Origin of the sequence: Streptomyces sp. NPDC059740 (assembly GCF_042733155.1) — a bacterium.
Taxonomy (GTDB): Bacteria; Actinomycetota; Actinomycetes; order Streptomycetales; family Streptomycetaceae; genus Streptomyces.
Genome location: NZ_JBHWGP010000006.1, coordinates 128892 through 145809, shown reverse-complemented (window position 1 = coordinate 145809; position 16918 = coordinate 128892). Strand labels below are relative to the sequence as shown.

General features: G+C 70.7%; 18 protein-coding genes. 16 read left to right on the top strand and 2 right to left on the bottom strand.

Features of this window, described 5'->3' with window-relative positions; all coding sequences use genetic code 11:
* Positions 1-72: 72 nt before the first annotated feature.
* Positions 73-1938, bottom strand: coding sequence for a glycoside hydrolase family 15 protein (locus tag ACFV3R_RS10410; RefSeq protein WP_385579145.1), 1866 nt, complete (start codon positions 1936-1938; stop codon positions 73-75).
* A gap of 1104 nt (positions 1939-3042) precedes the next feature.
* On the opposite strand from ACFV3R_RS10410, the gene ACFV3R_RS10405 reads away from it, so the two are divergent.
* The 13 genes from ACFV3R_RS10405 (at position 3043) to ACFV3R_RS10345 (ending at position 13078) form a co-directional block, all read left to right on the top strand.
* Complete coding sequence (locus tag ACFV3R_RS10405; protein ID WP_385578710.1) at positions 3043-3501, top strand: ATP-binding protein; 459 nt, start codon at positions 3043-3045, stop codon at positions 3499-3501.
* Positions 3498-4571 (top strand): aldo/keto reductase, encoded by a 1074-nt coding sequence (locus ACFV3R_RS10400; RefSeq protein ID WP_385578707.1) that lies wholly within the window; start codon positions 3498-3500, stop codon positions 4569-4571. Before ACFV3R_RS10405 ends, ACFV3R_RS10400 begins: the two co-directional genes overlap by 4 nt.
* A 51-nt stretch (positions 4572-4622) precedes the next feature.
* The gene (locus ACFV3R_RS10395) at positions 4623-5045 is read left to right on the top strand and encodes a 6-pyruvoyl tetrahydropterin synthase family protein (RefSeq protein WP_385578704.1); all 423 of its coding nucleotides are present in this window, start codon (positions 4623-4625) and stop codon (positions 5043-5045) included.
* Positions 5042-5773, top strand: coding sequence for a 7-carboxy-7-deazaguanine synthase QueE (locus ACFV3R_RS10390; protein ID WP_385578701.1), 732 nt, complete (start codon positions 5042-5044; stop codon positions 5771-5773). Before ACFV3R_RS10395 ends, ACFV3R_RS10390 begins: the two co-directional genes overlap by 4 nt.
* 35 nt (positions 5774-5808) lie before the next feature.
* Entirely contained in the window at positions 5809-6384 is a 576-nt protein-coding gene (locus ACFV3R_RS10385) for a phosphoribosyltransferase (protein ID WP_385578698.1), read from the top strand.
* The gene (locus ACFV3R_RS10380; RefSeq protein WP_385578696.1) at positions 6381-7493 is read left to right on the top strand and encodes a glycosyltransferase family 4 protein; all 1113 of its coding nucleotides are present in this window, start codon (positions 6381-6383) and stop codon (positions 7491-7493) included. The genes ACFV3R_RS10385 and ACFV3R_RS10380 overlap by 4 nt, the downstream gene beginning before the upstream one ends.
* A gap of 80 nt (positions 7494-7573) precedes the next feature.
* Positions 7574-8275 carry a PIG-L deacetylase family protein gene (locus tag ACFV3R_RS10375; RefSeq protein WP_385578693.1) on the top strand — a complete coding sequence of 234 codons (702 nt, stop codon included), beginning with the start codon at positions 7574-7576 and terminating at the stop codon, positions 8273-8275.
* A complete protein-coding gene (locus ACFV3R_RS10370) occupies positions 8275-9009 on the top strand; it encodes a WbqC family protein (RefSeq protein WP_385578690.1) in 735 nt (244 codons plus the stop codon). Before ACFV3R_RS10375 ends, ACFV3R_RS10370 begins: the two co-directional genes overlap by 1 nt.
* Positions 9006-9608 (top strand): GTP cyclohydrolase I, encoded by a 603-nt coding sequence (folE, locus tag ACFV3R_RS10365; protein ID WP_385578687.1) that lies wholly within the window; start codon positions 9006-9008, stop codon positions 9606-9608. The genes ACFV3R_RS10370 and folE overlap by 4 nt, the downstream gene beginning before the upstream one ends.
* Entirely contained in the window at positions 9605-10303 is a 699-nt protein-coding gene (locus ACFV3R_RS10360) for a thymidylate kinase (protein WP_385578684.1), read from the top strand. Before folE ends, ACFV3R_RS10360 begins: the two co-directional genes overlap by 4 nt.
* Positions 10285-11328, top strand: coding sequence for a radical SAM protein (locus tag ACFV3R_RS10355; protein ID WP_385578681.1), 1044 nt, complete (start codon positions 10285-10287; stop codon positions 11326-11328). The genes ACFV3R_RS10360 and ACFV3R_RS10355 overlap by 19 nt, the downstream gene beginning before the upstream one ends.
* Before the next feature lie 23 nt (positions 11329-11351).
* Positions 11352-12425: a DegT/DnrJ/EryC1/StrS family aminotransferase gene (locus ACFV3R_RS10350; protein ID WP_385578678.1), complete on the top strand. Its 1074-nt coding sequence runs from the start codon at positions 11352-11354 to the stop codon at positions 12423-12425.
* Positions 12413-13078: a PolC-type DNA polymerase III gene (locus ACFV3R_RS10345; protein WP_385578675.1), complete on the top strand. Its 666-nt coding sequence runs from the start codon at positions 12413-12415 to the stop codon at positions 13076-13078. The genes ACFV3R_RS10350 and ACFV3R_RS10345 overlap by 13 nt, the downstream gene beginning before the upstream one ends.
* 1 nt (position 13079) lies before the next feature.
* Here the strand turns inward: ACFV3R_RS10345 and ACFV3R_RS10340 are convergent, their stop codons facing one another.
* Positions 13080-13577 (bottom strand): NUDIX hydrolase, encoded by a 498-nt coding sequence (locus ACFV3R_RS10340; protein ID WP_385578672.1) that lies wholly within the window; start codon positions 13575-13577, stop codon positions 13080-13082.
* A gap of 163 nt (positions 13578-13740) precedes the next feature.
* Here ACFV3R_RS10340 and ACFV3R_RS10335 point away from each other — a divergent pair, with 163 nt between their 5' ends.
* From ACFV3R_RS10335 to ACFV3R_RS10325, 3 genes are read left to right on the top strand one after another with little or no spacing between them, the layout of a single operon-like run.
* On the top strand, positions 13741-14733 hold the full coding sequence (locus ACFV3R_RS10335) for a hypothetical protein (protein WP_385578670.1): 993 nt from the start codon (positions 13741-13743) through the stop codon (positions 14731-14733).
* A complete protein-coding gene (locus tag ACFV3R_RS10330) occupies positions 14730-16325 on the top strand; it encodes a PEP/pyruvate-binding domain-containing protein (protein WP_385578667.1) in 1596 nt (531 codons plus the stop codon). The genes ACFV3R_RS10335 and ACFV3R_RS10330 overlap by 4 nt, the downstream gene beginning before the upstream one ends.
* A complete protein-coding gene (locus ACFV3R_RS10325; protein WP_385578664.1) occupies positions 16318-16905 on the top strand; it encodes an HAD family hydrolase in 588 nt (195 codons plus the stop codon). The genes ACFV3R_RS10330 and ACFV3R_RS10325 overlap by 8 nt, the downstream gene beginning before the upstream one ends.
* Positions 16906-16918 lie beyond the last annotated feature (13 nt).

Sequence of the window (16918 nt, the reverse complement as noted above, 5' to 3'; positions counted from 1 at the left end):
TACCTTCTCGCCCGGTCTCACCTCCCCGGCCTTCCGTCACGCTTGGCGTTGGGGGGAGAGGGGAGCGACGGTTCATGACGCCGTCCCGGCGGGCAAGGCGGGGAGCGGGTCGACGCGATCGCAACTGGGGGACACGGGCCCCGTCATCAACAGCACGCGCAGGGCGGCCAAGAGGCTGAAGCCCTGAGGGAAGTTCCCCAACTGGCGTCTGTTGCGCAGGTCGTACTCCTCGGCGAGCAGGCCCACGTCGTTGCGGAGCGAAAGAAGACGGTTGCGGACCGCGGCGGCCTCCTCGTGGCGGCCGATCCTGTCGAGCGACTCGGCCAGCCACCCGGTGCAGATCAGGAAGTGGCCCTCGTCGCCGGCCAGGCCGTCAACGCCGGCGTGCTCGCCTTCGGTCGGGTACCGCAGCACCAGCCCACCGGTGGTGCCCAGCTCGTTCTGAACTGCCTCGATGGTGCCGATGACCCGCTTGTCCTCCGCGGGCAGGAACCCGCTGAGCATGGCGTGCAGGAGGGAGGCGTCGAGCGTGCTCCCCCCGTAGTACTGGGTGAAGGTGTTCCGCGCGGCGTCGTAGCCGTTCTCGCACACCTCACGGTGGATCGTTTCGCGCAGCGCCTTCCACCGCTCCAGGGGACCAGTGGCGAAACCGAGTTCGATGAGCCGGACTACCCGATCTACGGCGACCCACGCCATGATCGCGGAGTGCGTGAACCGGCGGCGCGGGCCACGGATCTCCCAGATGCCCATGTCAGGCTGGTCCCAGATAGTCTCCAGCTCCGCAACGAGCTCCACGATGAAGGCGGCGATGTCGGGCGCCTCGTCCGGGCAGGCGAGCGCGATCTCGTAGAGCGCGTCGGCGACCTCACCGTACACATCGATCTGGAGCTGGCCGGCTGCGTCGTTGCCGATCCGGACCGGCGCCGAGCCCTCGTACCCAGGGAGCCAGGGCAGCACCTTCTCGCGCAGGTCAGGCTCGCCGCCGATCCCGTACATGATCTGCCGACGGCCTGGGGTGCCGGCGCACGCACGCACCAGCCAGTCTTTCCAGGCGAGAGCCTCGGACAGGTACCCGAAGCGCGCGAGGATACTGGCGATGAACGCGTCGTCGCGCAACCACGCATAGCGGTAGTCCCAGTTGCGGACGCCGCCGAGCTCCTCAGGCAGTGACGTGGTCGGCGCGGCCACGATCGCCCCGGTCGGGCTGTAGATGAGAGCCGCCAGGGTCAGCAGGGAGCGGACTGCTGTACCCCGGTCCGGGCCGGTGTAGGTGCAGCGCGCCACCCACGCCTCCCAGTGGTCGAGGGTGTGTTTCAGCAGGGCATCGGAGGACGGATGCGGCGGAGGACTATCGGCGCCCTCCCGCCACGAGAGCACGAACGAGACCTGCTCTCCCTCGACGACGGTGAAGTCGGTGTGAATGTCGCCGGCGTTGACGTGGGCGGGCATGGTGGTGTCGAGCCAGAGCCGCCCATCGCCGTCCCCACCGAGCGCGATGGCGAGACGTCTGTCGTCGACACGTTCGAGCCGGGGGACGGTGCGCCCGTATCCGGGCCGGGGCCGAAGCAGTGAGCGCATCGTGACCTGCCCCTGCATCCCGGTCACGATGCGGACGACCTGCGGCGCTTCGTCGCCCGGGACCATGAAATCGGTGACCTTCACCGTGCCGGACTCGGTGGTCCACTCCGTTCCCAGGACCATCGTGTCACCCACGTACTGGCGGACCGCGACGGGCGTGGAGACGCCATCCGGGAGGTTGGAGGGAGCGATCTGCCAGAAGCCGTGCTCGGAGGTGCCGAGGAGACGGGTGAAGACAGCAGCCGAGTCGAACCGCGGCAGGCACAACCAGTCGATGCTGCCATCCAGGCGGACCAGAGCAGCTCCCCTCTGGTCGCCGAGCAGGCTGTAGTCCTCGATCAGCCCCGCACTGCCGTCCATCCCCGGTGTTCCGGCGGCCACGTACAGGCGGAGACCCCCGGGCTCGCTCCGGTTCACGAGCAGCCCGTCGGCGAGCAGCGGCCGGCACACCCGCGCCATCCGTCGCGCCTCGAGGCCATGCCGATGGGCGAGCAGCCCGATGGGCAGTGGGGTACCGGCTCGATAGAGCCCGGAGCGGATTCCGTCACGGATCTCCCGCACGAACTTCCTGTCCTTCGGATGTGCCTCGGTCGGGCGCAGGCGCCGAGTCGGCCCCCGGCGCGGGATGGCGATCTCGCCGTCTGCGTCCAGCTCGCGCAGCACAACTCGAGTGGCCTTCGCTGACTGGCCTATGCGGCGTGCCAATTCCTCAACAGGTGGCAGTGCCTTGCCGTACGGGTGCTGCCCGACGAAGCCCCGTAGTGCGGCGCATGCCTCGTTGAGGCCCTTCTGCGCGGTAGCGGGCTTCACGCGGCCACCGCCTGGGTGCGAGCGGTGCCTTCGAAAGCGGCCCGTCGCAACGCGGTGGGGTCCTTCGCCAGTAAGGCCGCCGTCTGTGCGACGGCAGCTACCGCCGAGCGGCGGCGCAGAGCATGGAACACGGTCACTCCGAGGGGGACGTGGGTCGCGACGGTGGGGCCGGTGGTCACCGCGGTCGCCAGACAACGACGGACAGGCGCGTCTTCCGCACGGCTGTTCCAGCACCCGGGTGGGCGCCCTGGCCCTCGTCGCCACCCGGCCGGGAAGCGAGCACGCGCACCGAACGGTGAGCTGCGCGCCGGCGGTGAATCGCAAGCCCCCGCCAGCGCGTGGCCTCCCCGCCCCCAGGTAAGCGCGGGGAGGCCATGCGCTGGTCCACCTCCACGATGACGGTGATCTCTTCGCATCGGTACGCCAAACCGTCGCCACTTCTTCGCCACTTGAGCGGGGGCGACCCTCAGACAGGACGCGCTTTTGTCGCATTTTGTTGTTGTTTCCCTGGAGTGGAATTCCGTGCCGGGGGACGTGAAGTGGCGAAGAAGTGGCGACGGTTTGGCGTACCGATGCCGCTCGTCTTCCGCCACCGTTGAGGCAGGCCGCGATCGTGGCCACGCCCCAGGGCGTCTCGAACACGAGGAGACGAGGGTGCCCTCAACAACCGCCGAGCTGATCCGTGACCGGAGCCTCGGAGAGCTGGTGAGCCACAGCAACGTCGAACTCGCTGGCCTCGACGTCCCGCAGCGCGTGGCCCGCGCGGCAGTCCACGACGCGCTGGACGGCGATGCCGATGACGCCTGGCTGAACGACCTGGACATCGTCGCCAGCGAGGTCGTCACCAATGCCCTGAAGCACACGCCTGGAGCGATCCGGATGCGCCTGGAGATCTACGAGCGGGGCGTGGCCATGGGCGTGATCGACCGCGGCGCCAACCTCGACGCGCTCACCGTGGCTCCGGCCAACCAAGACCCGGAGGCGATCATCGAGGCCACCAGCGGCCGCGGTCTGCTCATCGTCAGCTGCCTCGCCCGGTGCCTGAAAGTGGAGCCGACCGCCGACGGAAAGATGGTCACTGCCATCCTCGACCGTCCGGCAGGTGCGCGGTGACGGGCGAAGACACCCTCACACCTCGGCACCTCGGCCGGGGCCTGTGGGCTCATCCGCTGGGCGTCAACACCGGATCCATAGGCATGACGGATGAGCGGGAACTGGGCAACCCCTCCAACGACGGACGGCTGCTCGACGGCCTACGCCGTGCGGTGGAGTTCGGCGCAAACCTCCTGGACACGGCCGACTCCTACGGCGCAGGCCGTGCGGAACGGATACTCCAACGGGTCCTGCGCGAGTACCGCAATGAACGTCTGATCGTGAGCAGCAAGGTTGGACGCATCCGCGGATCCGCACCGCACGCCTACGCCGACCGCAACATCCACCGGCAGTTCCAGCAGACCCGCGACAACCTGTACGTCGACGAGGTCGACATCTACACACTCGACTCCTGGGACTTCGGCCCCCAGGACCGCTACCTGGGCGGCGCCATCGACCAGGTCCGCACACTGCAGCAACTGGGAGACATCAAGGCGATCGGCATGCGCGGCCCGTACATCCACTACGGAGCGACGCCAGCCGAGCGCAACGCCTGCGCGGAGCGCTTTCTCTACCTCTTCCGGCTCATCAAGCCAGACGTCATCTGGACCCGGTTCAACGCCCTCACGCCGGTGATCTCCCTGGAAGGCGAAGATCTGTTCGGCTTCACCGCCCGCCACAACGTGGGCGTCATCCTCGCCGCGCCACTGGCCCATGGACTGCTCACCGGCAAGACGCTTCCCAGCGCGATGCCCCGCCTCGGCCCCCTCGACGCAGCGACGAGCACCCGCGCCCTGGCCCCGCAGGCACTTGATGCCATCGCCACCGGCCTCCACACACTGCGCGACCACTTCGGCGACGCGCCCGGCGTCTTGACCCGGCTCGCACTGCGGTCATGTCTGCAGAAGGCCGACCACGGTGCAGCAGTCGTCGGCTTCACCCGCGAGGAGCAGATCACCGAAAACTTCCGCTGCCTTGGCCCACCCCTCGCCTCCACCGAGCTCGCCCTCGTCGACGAGGTCTACGCCCAGATCCGCACAGGTATTGAGGAATCGACCGAGGGACAAGGCGCGAGCCGGGCCAGGGTCTGACCTCAGCCGCGCGTACCAGCACGCCAGCGCCCACCCCGCATGGAGACACGGATGACGACGACCATGGAACAGGCCCCGGACGGGACCTTCACCATCAGCAAGCGATTCGCCTTCGACGCTGCGCACCAGCTCACCAGCCTCGGGCCGGACCATGTGTGCGCCCGCCTGCACGGGCACGGCTACCGCGTCGAAGCGGTCCTGTCCTGCACCGAGGACGAACTCGTACCACCGGGCTTCGTCGTCGACTTCAAGGACCTCGAGCCGCTCGCGCGGTACATCAAGGACACGCTCGACCACCGCAACCTGAACGAGGTGCTCGACTTCGAGCCGACCTCGGAACTGCTCGCCCGCCATCTCGCCCACTGGTTCCTCACCCACTTCACCCCCGCCGTCGCGGATCGGCTGATCCAGATGCGCGTCAGCGAGACCGAGAAGACCTGGGCCGTCTACACCCCGCACCGGAGGACTGCGTGACTGCCAACCTGCTGCTGGACACGGACCACGACTTCGAGCTGATCATCGCCTACATCTTCGGCGACACCCAGCCCACCTTCCAGGGCGAAGGCCCGAGCGCCGGCACACCGGCCCTGTTCATCCGCCTGTCGCGCTGCAACCTCACCTGCGGCTACTGCGACACCAAGGAGACCTGGGACTGGGCCAACTACGACATCAAGAAGGAGTCACACAGGCGCACCGTCGACGACCTCGCCGCCTGGGCCCTCGCTCAGGACGTCGAACTGGTCGTGATCACCGGCGGTGAACCGCTGCTGCAGCAGAAGAAGCTCGTCCCCCTCGTCCAGCGCCTCCTCGCCGGCGGCAAGCGCATCGAGTTCGAGACGAACGGGACCATCGCCCCTCTCCCGGAACTCCTCATCGATGGCGTGCAGTTCAACGTCTCGCCCAAGCTCGCCAACTCCGACGTCGCCGAGCACAAGCGCATCGTCCCGGAGGCACTGCGCGCCTTCGCCGCGAGCGGTCAGGCGATCTTCAAGTTCGTCACCCGCACCGTCGACGAGCTCGAGGAGATCGCCTCCTACGCCGAGCAGTTCGGACTCGCCCCGATCTATGTGATGCCGGAGGGCACCACCGCGGAGGGTCTGGTGGCCACGACCCGTCTGCTGGCCGACCACGTCCCCGCCCGCGGCTGGCACTTCACCCAGCGGATGCACATCTTCGCCTTCGGTGACAAGCGCGCCCGCTGACCCGACTGCCTTCCTTCCCCCTTCGGAGGACTCACGTGACCCAGCCTCTCGCCCATACCAGGACGGCGCCCGTGCAGCGCGTCTTCGAGCACAAACGCATCTGGAACCTGGACCAGAAGGCCTTCCAGAAGGCCGCCGCTCTGATCGCCGCCCACGAGCCCCGCCCCGACGCCGTGATCGGCATCGCCCGCGGCGGCGTCCCGCTCGCCCGGGAACTGGCGGCGCACTTCGGCGTCGAGCCCATCGAGATCACGGCCCGGCACAACACCACCGACGACCTCTACCTGGAGGCCACCGGCCGCGTGCAACTGCCCACCACGACCGCCGATTCCCTCGGCCGGCTGGCGTCCGGGCAGCGGCTCCTGGTCGCCGACGACATCTGCGGCACCGGCGCCACGCTCAAGACCGTCCTGCCCTTCCTCACCGAGCGCCTCGCCCCCGCCCAACTGCGCAGCGCCGTGCTGTGCCGCAGCCGGGCGGCCGACTTCACCCCCGACACCTGGGCGTGGGACACCCTCGACTGGGTCGTCTTCCCCTGGAACGAGCCGACCGACCAGCACACCGAAGACCTCGCCGCGCCCGCTGCCGTACGGACGAAGGAGTCGCTGTGAGCACGATCGCGTTCTGCCTGCTCACCTACCGGCCCGACCACCCCTCGGGCATCGAGCGAAGCATCGCCGCCCTCGTCGAAGGCGTACGCCGGCTCGGCCACACCCCCCTCATCCTGGCGGCCGGCCCCGCCTCGCCCAGCGACGCCGCCGAGCCGGGCATGGCCCGCCTGGACTCGGTCCGCCTGCCCCGTCCCGCCCTCAACGACGACGTCCTGCGGGCCCTCGCCGACCCGCAGCCGGTCATCGAGGAAGTGCGCGGCATCCTCGCCCGCCACCAGGTGGACGCGGTGTGCTGGGCGGACACCCTGTGGGGCCTGGGCTACCTGAACCCGGTGCCGGACGGCGTCCGCTCCGCCCTCATGGTTCACAAGATCCGCCGCAGCAGCGAGGACCGCTGGCAGCAAGCCCTGGCCGCCGTCGACGTGGTGTGCCCGGCCAGCGACTACCTCGCCGCCGAAGGCGCGCAGGCCGGACTGGACACCAGCCGCTGGGTGACCGTCCCCAACGCGCTGCTCACCGACCCCGCACCCGTCCCCGCGGACCAGCGCGAAGCGTTGCGAGCCGCCGGCCCCATTCGCATCGCCTCCCGCGTGGAGCCCGCCAAGGGCCTGGCCGAGCTCCTCAAGGCCATGCCCGCCGACTGGGAGCGGCCGATCGAACTCGTCCTGGCTGAAGCGGACTTCGAGTTCTTCCCCGGCATGCAGCGCGACGTCATCGCCGCCTGCAGGGAACAGCAGGCCGCCCGGTCCGAGCTGATCCGCATCCTGCCCGCGCTCAGCTGGCGCGAGGTCCCGCAGTTCCTCGCCGGAGCCGCCGCGACCGTCATCTCCTCCACCGAACCCGAAACCTTCTGCCACACCGCCGCCGAAGCCCTCTCCGTCGGCACACCCGTGATCACCTTCGACTTCGGCAACGTACCGGGAATGGCAGGTCCCGCCGGCCGCGCCGTCCCCATCGAGCACGGCGCGGACGCCCTGTGGAAGGCCCTGCGCGCCCTGCTGAGCAGCCCCGACGACTACCGGGCCGCCAGCCAGGCCGCCCCCGACCGTGTCGCCGCCTTCAACCCGGCCGCAGCCGCCCGAACGCTGCTGGCCGCACTGCAGATCTGAAGCGATCAATCTCCGCCTTGCCGCACGGGCGCGCCGTGCGGTCCCGTCGCTCCCTTCCCACGGACAAGAGGAGGGCCTTCATGTTCGGCCTGAAACCCGGTGACCGCGCCCTCGTGGTCAGCACCCATCTCGACGACGAGACCCTCGGCCTCGGCGGCACCATCGCCAAGCTGACCGAGCACGGCGTCGACGTCGACGTCCTCGCCGTCGCCTGCACCACCGCACCCATGTACGGCGGCAGCTCCGACGCCGGCACCCGCCGCGGCGAGTTCGACGCCGCCTGCTCAGTCCTCGGCGTACACCAGCACCACGTGGCCTGGGTCGACACCGACCGCGCCGCCTACCCCGGAACGTACCTGCCCGAGCTGGTCGGCCTCATCGAGTCCGGGCCCGGCCCGTGTCTGCACACCAGTCGGCCGCACGTCCTGTTCATCCCCACCGCCGACGCCCACCATCAGGACCACCAGGCCGTCCACACCGCCGCGCTCGCCGCGGCCCGGCCCGGCGCCGCGGACACACGGTGGATTCCGCCTCTCGTCCTCGGCTACGACGGACCCGAGGACCGGTCCTGGCGCGCTGCCGACGAACCGCGGACCGTCGTGGTGGACACCAGCACCGCCTGGCCGACCAAGGAGAAGGCGCTGCTCTGCTACACCAGCCAGCTCCGCGAGGCCCCGCACCCGCGCAGCACCGCCAAGATCCGCGCGTTCGACGAAGCGGCCGGCGCCACGATCGGCACGGAGACCGCCGAGCGGTTCCTTCCCTACCGGATGGCCTTCTGATGACCGCCCGCACCGACGTGCTGGTCGCCCACCAGCCCGCGTACCTTCCGTGGCCCGGCTACTTTTCCCGCCTGCTCGACGTCGACCGGCTCATCCTGCTCGACCACGTGCAGTACAGCGAGCGCGGCTGGCAGAACCGCAACTTCGTCCGCAGTCCCCGCGGTGAGCAGGTGCGCCTGACAGCGCCGGTCACGGGGCGGTTCGGGCAGCCGATCCGCAGCGCCCGCCTCGCCGACGACCGCTGGCGCGCCCGTCACTGGCGCACCCTCACCGAGTGCTACCAGCACGCCCGCTACTGGCCACAGTGGGAAGGGCCGCTGCGCGCGGTCTACGGCCGCTCGTGGACGCACCTGGCCGACCTGAACCAGGAGCTGATCCGGCTCCTTCTCGACGCGTTCGGGCTGCAGATCGAACTGGTCCGCTCCTCCGCCCTCACCCCCACGGGGACGAAGACGGACATGCTCATCGACCTGTGCACGAACACCGGCAGCCACGTGCTGCGGGTGGGCACCGGCGCCGCCGAATACCTCGACGCCGACCTTCTCGCGCAGGCCGGGATCGAAGTCGAGGTCGCCACCTACAGCAGCCCCCCGTACGACCAGGGCCGCGGACCCTTCACCCCCGGCCTCTCCGCCCTGGACCTGTTGCTGCACCAAGGGCCCCAGGCCCGCGCGGTCCTCGCCGACAGTGCCCACCTGCGGCCGTGGGCCCCGGAGATGGCGGTGCTCGGATGACCACCGCCGACACCCGCCTCCCCACCACCGACGGCATCGACATCGGCGAGGTCGAGGCGCTCTACCGCAAGCTCCTGGTCGCGCTCGGCCAGGACGTCGACAGCGAAGGCCTGCGCGACACCCCCGCCCGAGTCGCCCGCTTCTGGCGGGACTTCCTCCAGCACGACCCCGGCACCACCGACACCGCGTTCACGCACCAGGAATCCGGCGGCCAGTACGTTGTCGTCAGCGGCATCCGGGCCTGGAGCCTGTGCCAGCACCACCTCCTCCCGTTCCGGCTGGACATCAACATCGGCTACGTGCCGGCCGGGCGGGTCCTGGGCCTGTCGAAACTGCCGCGGATCGTCCAGACCTACGCCCACCGGCTGCAGCTCCAGGAGGCGCTGACCGCGCAGGTCGCTCACGAAGTCGCCGCGCTTTCGGGCAGCGGCGACGTCGGAGTGTGGTCGGTCGGCGAGCACCTGTGCATGGCCATGCGCGGCGTCCGCGACCAGGCCGCCCGCACGACGACGGCCTGTCTGCTCGGCCGGCTCGAGAGCGACGACCGACTCGCCGAACGGCTGCGCACCGCCGCTTTCCTCCCTCTGGGGGCGCGATGAGCAGGCAGATCGCGCTGGTGAACGTCGAGGGCACCAACGGGGTCGGCAAGACTCGACTCAGCCGCCAGGCTGCAGAACGCCTCGGCGCCCGTTGCGTCCCGCTGGTCGAACTGCCCGACGCCCCGTCCACGGGACTGCCCGGCCAGGTGATCGCCGCACTGCACCAGGACGGCGACCTCTTCCTGCGCACCGGCCACCCGCGCACCGAGACCCTGCTCCTCATGGGATTGCAGGTCCACCGCTTCGAGAGCCTGGGCCCGGTTGCACCGGGACAGGTCGTCCTGGAGGACCGCGGCCCGCACTCCGTGGCCGTCTACCAGGCCGCCGTGCTCGCCGAGACGGAGGAGCACTCCGACGAACAGGCCTTGACCACCGCCTGGCACATTTTGTCGACGATCGAATCCTGGCGTCCGCAACCCACCGCGACGGTCTTGCTGTTCGACGACCCTCGCCGCTGCCTCCAGCGATTCGAGCAGCGCATTGGCCGCACCGCCACCGCCAGCGAGCGTTCCCTGATGGCCCGGGCCGACCGGCTCTACCGGCTCCTCGCCCACACCCAGCAGGGCCGGTACTACGTCCTCGACCGCCAACAAGTCGACGAGCCGCACGCCGTCGCCTTCATCACCGATGTGTGCCAGCGCGCCGCGGCCGCCGCCGCACCGAAAGGAGCCGTCCCGTGCCCGACCGGAACGTGACCGTACTGTGGGCGCTGCGCTCATGGTGCGCCTCCCACGAGTGCCCGCCGTGTTACTTCAACTGGCCCGAAAACGCCACGCTCCAAGCGCTGCCGGGGTCCGGGGTACTGGACCATCAGTCGCCGCACGACGTCCCCACCCAGCAGCTGTTCGCGTTCGCCCGCACTCTGGGCGACTCTCCCGTCCGCCGCGTCTTCCTCGCCGGCGGCGAACCGCTGCTGTGGGCCCCGGTCCTGAAGCTGATCGAGATCCTCAAGACCCAGAACATCGAGGTCGTGGTGTGCACCAGCGGCCCCGCCCTGAACAATCCGGGCATGGCCGAGCGACTGGTCGATCTCGGCGTGGACGCCTTCTCTGTCTCGCTGGACTCCACCGACGCCGAGTACAACGACCGATGGCGCCCGCCGCGCAGGCCCGGCTTCGGCTGGGACGGCGTCGTCAACGGCATCCGTACCCTCCTGACCGCACGCGGAGACCGGCCGCAGCCCCGCGTCGGCATCTACAGCATGATCACCAAGCTCAACGTGGACGCCATCACCACGGTGCCCCGCCTGGCCGCCGAGCTGGGCTGCGACTACTTCGTCGCGCAGCCCGTCTCGCTGCCCGCCTACCACAATCTCCACGACGAGCTCGTGCTCACCGAGACGGACATCCCGCGCCTGCGCCGGGAGTTCGGGCAGCTCTACGCCTCCGGGCTGCCGCTGACCCTGCCTTCCGTCGACTACCCCGTTCAGTTCGTCTCGGCCGTCCAGGAGTCGACCGGTCTGGTCCGCGACTGCTTCGGCGGCAACGAGTTGTTCTTCGTCGAACCCGACGGCTCGGTGTGGGACTGCCCCTCGGCGCTGCGCATCGCCCAGACCCCGCCCCAGCGGCGCCGCAACATCCGGGAGACCACCGCGGCGGACGCGTTCCGCCCGGCGGGCTGCGCGGACTGCGCGCTGTTCAGCGTGGACTGCGTCAACATGTGGCCGCTCACGGGCTTCGACCGGGTCCTGGCCCCCGCGCCTGCCGGGGGCACATCGTGAACACCGGAGTCGATCCTGCGCTGATGCAGGCTCTGGAACAGGTTCTGGCCCGCATGCCCGACCCGGCCGGGCGCCGCGAGGCCGAAGCGCTGGAGAGCGAACTGGCGTCCGCCTTCGGCGCGCGGCACGCCGTTGTCGTGGCCTCGGGGACCTCGGCGCTGCACACCGCGGTCGTGGCCTGCGGCATCGGCCCCGGCGACGAAGTCCTCATGCCCGCCGCCGCCGTGATCATGACGGTTGAGGCCGTGGCCGCGACGGGCGCCACGCCCGTCTTCGTCGACTCCGCCCCCAGTGGAGGCGGCATCGACCTCGAAGACCTGGCCGCCAAGACCACCCGCGCCACGCGGGCGATCCTGCCCGTCCACCTCGCCGGCCGTACCGACGGCATCCACGAACTGGCCGCGTACGCCCAGGCGACCGGATTGCGCCTGATCGAGGACGCGTGCCAGGCGCAGGGAAGCCGCACCCGCGGCCGCCAGGCCGGCACGATCGGCCACATCGGCTGCTTCTCCCTCAAGGACGGCAAGATCATCTCCAGTGGGGAGGGCGGATACCTCCTCACCGACGATTCGGAACTCGCCGCGCGCGCCGCCGCCTTCCGCACCCACTGGCACACCCCGGCCCCCGGTGCCCCGGCCGGCAGCCGACTGGGGCTCGGTCTCCGGCTCGCCGAGCCGCTGGCCGCCATCGCCCGCCACCAGCTCGCCTCGTTCGATGACGCGCTCGCCCGCCGCCGACACCAATGCAGGATGCTGCACGAGCTCGTCGACGACACGCCCGGCCTCGTCCCGAACCGTCCCCCGGACGAGCAGGAACCCAACGGCTACAGCGCGCTGTGGCACCTCACCCTCGACCGCCCGCGGGCGTTCAGCGTGCGCCTTGCCGAACAGGGGGTGACCAACAGCGTCGGCACCTTCGGTCTGCGCACCGCCCCCGAGCATCCGGCGTGCCGCGAGCTTGGCCAGAATCCGTGTCCGAACGCGGCCCGTGCGGTAGACCGGCTCCTGGCCGTGCCCTTCACCGCCCGCATGGGCGAGGAAGACCTCCACCAGATCGCGGCCACGATCCGCCGGGAGGCCGCACAGTGGACATCCTGACCAGCCTGCGCTGCACCTTCGTCGTGATCGACTTCGAGGCCTTGACCCCTGCGGGCCGGCCCGCCGAGCCCACCGAGGTCGCCGCGATGGCGCTCGTCGTCCGGGACGGCAAGCTGGTGGAGGACGGCCGCTTCGAGTCGCTGATCCAGCCGCCGGCCGACGTGCCGGTGACCTCCCGCGACATGAGCCACGGGATCACCGAGGCGGCGCTGAGGTCCGCCCCGCCTGCGGCCGCAGTGCTCGGCGAGCTGGACCGGTTGCTGTCGACACCCCCCTACCGGCTGGTGGCGCAGCACGCCTCGACTGAGGCCGGGCTCATCGCCCGACAGGGGGAGCACTGCCCCACTCTGGCCACCACACCGCTCGTGGACACCGTGAGGATGGCCCGCAAGACCGTCCGCGGCATGTCCTCGTACGGGCTGGACGAGCTGCTGCGCTACTACAGCATCCCCAAGCCCGTGCAGCGGCACCGGGCCATGCCGGACGTGGAGGTGACCGCCGAGGTCTTCCGGCTGCTGCTGGAGGAGGGAGCGGCCGCAGGCCACTGGTCGACGCTTCTGGAACTCGACGCGGCCGCCGGCCTTCAACCGCGTCCCAAACCGGCCGCGGAAGCCACCGTCCAGGACACGCTGTTCGGGCCCGACGGCGGATAGCTCACATGCGGCTAGCCCCGACAACGTCACCGATCCGTCCGAAGAGCTCCTTGGCCTGCAGCCGGGAGTCCTCGGCGATGCTCGGCGCCTCGGCCATTTCCTGCTCAGTGAACCAGCGGACCTCATGGACCGGCTGCCGCGACGGCGTGATGTTGTCCACCACGGCCACGAAGACGTGGTCGACGTGCCGGTGCGGCGCGCGCGTGTGGTTGTCGGCGCCGGCCCGCATCTCGCACACGTACCACGGCGCGATGACCTGCGTGTGCGGGAAACCGGCGGGCAGCGGCAGTGAGGGCCCCGGCAGCAGCCGGGCGGTCAGGCCGGTCTCCTCGTCCACCTCACGCACCGCCGCCTCGGCGGCACTCTCGTCACTCTCCACATGCCCGCCGGCGGGAAGCCACTCCTCCAGGCGCGGATGCCACACGAGCGCGCAGCGCCACACCCCTTTCCGGCCACGGTTGAAGACGAACACGCTCGCGGTGGACTCCTTGACGACCATCAGCGCACATCCCTCGGCTCGACAGGCACTTCCCGGCCCAAAGGGGCACGGCCGCCCCAGGCCCGCATCGAGCCTCCCACAGCACCCAGGGCCACCACCGCAGATTCGCGCCACATCACCCACGCCTTCGCCGAGCCGACCCCCAGACCCCGGGAGGACCCCCATGGAACCCGTCTGGAACGGGATGCTGACCTGCGACTACGAGCGCAGCCGCCCAGCGAGCACGCTGCTGGAATGGGACCTTTACACCACGTCGCTCATGGCCTGGCCCAGGGTGCTCATGGAGGAACCGACCCCGTACGGGCGGCTGCGGCGGCCGGGCATCGTTGACATCGACGAACCCGTACACCTTCGGCTCGTCGCCGCCTTGGAGAAGTTCCTGTCCGACCCCGATCGCGTCCGGGACCTGGCCGATCGCACGGCCCTCCACCGGGAGCAGACCGCCCGCGCACTGGACCAGGCCGAACAAGCCCTGAGCGACCGGGACATGAAGGCAGCGGGCGAAGCCATCGCGCGGGGAACGGCGGCGTTTTTGAAGGTCATGTCCGCCCACATCGTCAACTGGCTGCTGCCCGAGCACCAGTGGGAGGACCTCCTGAGCCAGGTACTGTCCAGCCGGGTCCGCGGCCGAGACTGCACGCTCGCCCTGGCCACCCCGAACCGCACCGGCCACCTGCTGCAGGCGCACCGTCTCCTCCTGGAAGCCGCCGCCAGCGTCCGCGACGGACGCCCGCTTGCCCTGGCCGCGGCCGACGTCAGCGCCCGGGCCGGAACCCTGTACGGTGCGGGCTCACCGGCGGCTGCCGCGATGCCGCTGGAGGACCCCGACCGCGCCGCCGACCTGCTGCGAACGCTGTCTGCCAGCACGGACCCCGAATCCGAGCTTGTATCCCTCACCGGCTCCCTGGACCGTTCCGCCTCCGTACGCGAGGCATGGGAGACCGCGGCGCTGCTGGCCGCCGGCGGCCGGCCCGGCCTGCTCGCCGCGGTGCGCGCTCTAAGCGCCGCACTCGCCTGGGCCGCCGACAGTGAGGAACGGCGCAAGGAGTTGCGTCACCGCTACCTGTCGCTGGTGCGCCGCTGGTGCACCGCCAGCGAGCACGATGCTACCCGCGTCACCACACCCGACCTGCTCGCCCTGGGAGAAGGCCGATGACCCCCACCCCCCTGCTCGCCCTCGACCAGGCCCACGATGCGGCGCGCGTCGGCGGCAAGGCCGCCGCCCTGGCCCGGCTGCTCCGCCAAGGCCTGCCGGTTCCCGAGGGCCTGGTGGTCCCGGTCGGTACACCGGATAGCGCGGTGCCGATCCTCGTCGACCGCATCCTGGCCTGGGCCGAGCAACGTGCCCCGTACGGCCTGATCGCCCGGTCCTCCGCCGTCGCCGAGGACGGCGCCGCCGCCTCGTTCGCCGGGATGTACGCCTCATGCTTCACCCCCGCCCACCGCGGCCCGCTGCACGCCGCGATAACCGAGGTCCGCTCCTCCGCGCTGCAGCCAACGGCGCAGGCCTACGCGCGGGCCCACGGCATCACCGCGGCTCCCGGGATGGCCGTGGTCATCCAGCCCACGCTGCGCCCCACTGCCGCAGGCGTACTGGCAGCCGAGGTGCTCGCCGGCCGGTGCGTCCGCTGGCGGATCGAGGCCGTACGCGGCCTGGCCGAACCACTCGTCAGCGGCACCCAGACCGGCGAGGTCCACTCCGGCCTGCGTCACACCGCCCACCCTGTCCAGCACGCCGAGCAGCGGATCATCCTCATGCCGGGTACCCCCGAGGAGCTGCGGCTGCCACCGGGGGAGTGGACGAGGATCACCGGCGTCAACCAGGACGAGACACTCGCGAAGATCAAGACGTCACAGAAAGGCGTCCTGCACCTCCACACGCCGACGCCGTGGGCGGCTGATCCCGTGCTGAGCGAGGAACACCGCCTGGCTCTCCTGGACAGCGCCGTTGTCGCGGCAGCCGCGCTGAGCCTCGAACGTATCGACCTGGAGTGGGCCTTCACCGCTGACGGTACCCTGCACCTGGTACAAGCGCGCCCGCTCACCCGCCCCCTCCACGAAGCCAGCGCAACCGGTCGGCACTGTGAGGGCGGCTGGACCGGCATCCCTGCCGTCGCGGGCACCGCAGCGGGCCCGGCTGTTCGCATCGGCGAGGGCACAGCCCTGACCGGTGCCGTGCTGATCTGCGGCGCGCTCGGTCCCGAGGCGGCCGGCGCCCTGATGGAGCAGCCCGCCGCAGTCGTCTCCACCACGGGGGGACCGCTCTCCCATACCGCGATCATCGCCCGCGAGCTCGGCATTCCCTGCGTCACCAACGTCAAGGCCGCGACCGCGATCCCGTCGGCGCGCCTGATCGAGGTCAACGGCACTGAAGGCACCGTGCGGCCCGTCGCGGGCATTCCGGAGCAACGGACCGAGCGCGCCCGCCTGGACGGAGCGGCCGTCGTGGTCCAGCGCCTGCCGGTCACCGCCGCGCACGACGGGCGTGCCGCTACCCTCCTGCTGTACTCACCGGCAGAGCATCACCCTGTGCGCCCCACCCTCACAGCGTCGGCCGAGCACGGGACGGTGGGGGTGCTGATCGTGGACGAGGACGTCGCCACTCCGGAGCTGCCGGGCTTCCAGGTGATTCGTTTGAAGTCCCTCGGACGCCTGCTGTGGCCGGTGGACGGCGGAGACGTGCCGGAGACTCTTGTGACCGTCGACCCGAACGGCCGGGTCCTCCACAGCCGAGGCCTCCATGACTGATCTTCTGGGCGACACCGCCGGCCTCATCGTGGACTGGGACGGCACGGTCGTCGACAACGGTCGGCGGCGTCTCGACGCGCTGCGTCAGGCGCTCGTGCCGTACGGACTCAAGGTCGAGGAGGACTGGTACACGGTGCATGCCGGGCTGCCAGTACGCGACCTCCTGCGGGTCCTCGCCGGCGAGCGCGAGCTCCCGGTTGAGGATGTGGTGCGCGCCAGCCGGCAGCGCCTGCTGAGCGGGCCTCCGCCTGAGGTGATCACGGCGACCCTGGAACTGCTCGAGCAGGCCCGCGCACGCCGGATCCCCCGGGCCGTCGCGTCCAGTGCAGCCGCGGTCCTGGTGCACACCGGAATCGAGCGCCTGGGACTGAACGGGCTCCTTCCGATCGTGGTCACCGCCGAGTCCGTGGGGCGCGGCAAACCCGCTCCCGACGTCTACCTGGAAGCGGCGCGACGGCTGAGCGTGGCGCCCTCGCGCTGCCTGGCGGTGGACGACGCCCCCGACGGCATCGCCGCAGCCCGAGCCGCGGGCATGCGGCTGCTCACCGTGAGCGGCACCACTCTGGTTCCGGTCACATAAGCCAACGCGAAGG

Excerpts from the sequence above, each read along its gene's own strand:
- ACFV3R_RS10410 (WP_385579145.1), bottom strand. The coding sequence starts at position 1,938 with ATGGACGGCAGTGCGGGGCTGATCGAGGACTACAGCCTGCTCGGCGAC.
- ACFV3R_RS10395 (WP_385578704.1), top strand. The coding sequence starts at position 4,623 with ATGACGACGACCATGGAACAGGCCCCGGACGGGACCTTCACCATCAGC.
- ACFV3R_RS10375 (WP_385578693.1), top strand. The coding sequence starts at position 7,574 with ATGTTCGGCCTGAAACCCGGTGACCGCGCCCTCGTGGTCAGCACCCAT.
- ACFV3R_RS10370 (WP_385578690.1), top strand. The coding sequence starts at position 8,275 with ATGACCGCCCGCACCGACGTGCTGGTCGCCCACCAGCCCGCGTACCTT.
- folE (WP_385578687.1), top strand. The coding sequence starts at position 9,006 with ATGACCACCGCCGACACCCGCCTCCCCACCACCGACGGCATCGACATC.
- ACFV3R_RS10360 (WP_385578684.1), top strand. The coding sequence starts at position 9,605 with ATGAGCAGGCAGATCGCGCTGGTGAACGTCGAGGGCACCAACGGGGTC.
- ACFV3R_RS10350 (WP_385578678.1), top strand. The coding sequence starts at position 11,352 with ATGCAGGCTCTGGAACAGGTTCTGGCCCGCATGCCCGACCCGGCCGGG.
- ACFV3R_RS10340 (WP_385578672.1), bottom strand. The coding sequence starts at position 13,577 with ATGGTCGTCAAGGAGTCCACCGCGAGCGTGTTCGTCTTCAACCGTGGC.
- ACFV3R_RS10335 (WP_385578670.1), top strand. The coding sequence starts at position 13,741 with ATGGAACCCGTCTGGAACGGGATGCTGACCTGCGACTACGAGCGCAGC.
- ACFV3R_RS10330 (WP_385578667.1), top strand. The coding sequence starts at position 14,730 with ATGACCCCCACCCCCCTGCTCGCCCTCGACCAGGCCCACGATGCGGCG.
- ACFV3R_RS10325 (WP_385578664.1), top strand. The coding sequence starts at position 16,318 with ATGACTGATCTTCTGGGCGACACCGCCGGCCTCATCGTGGACTGGGAC.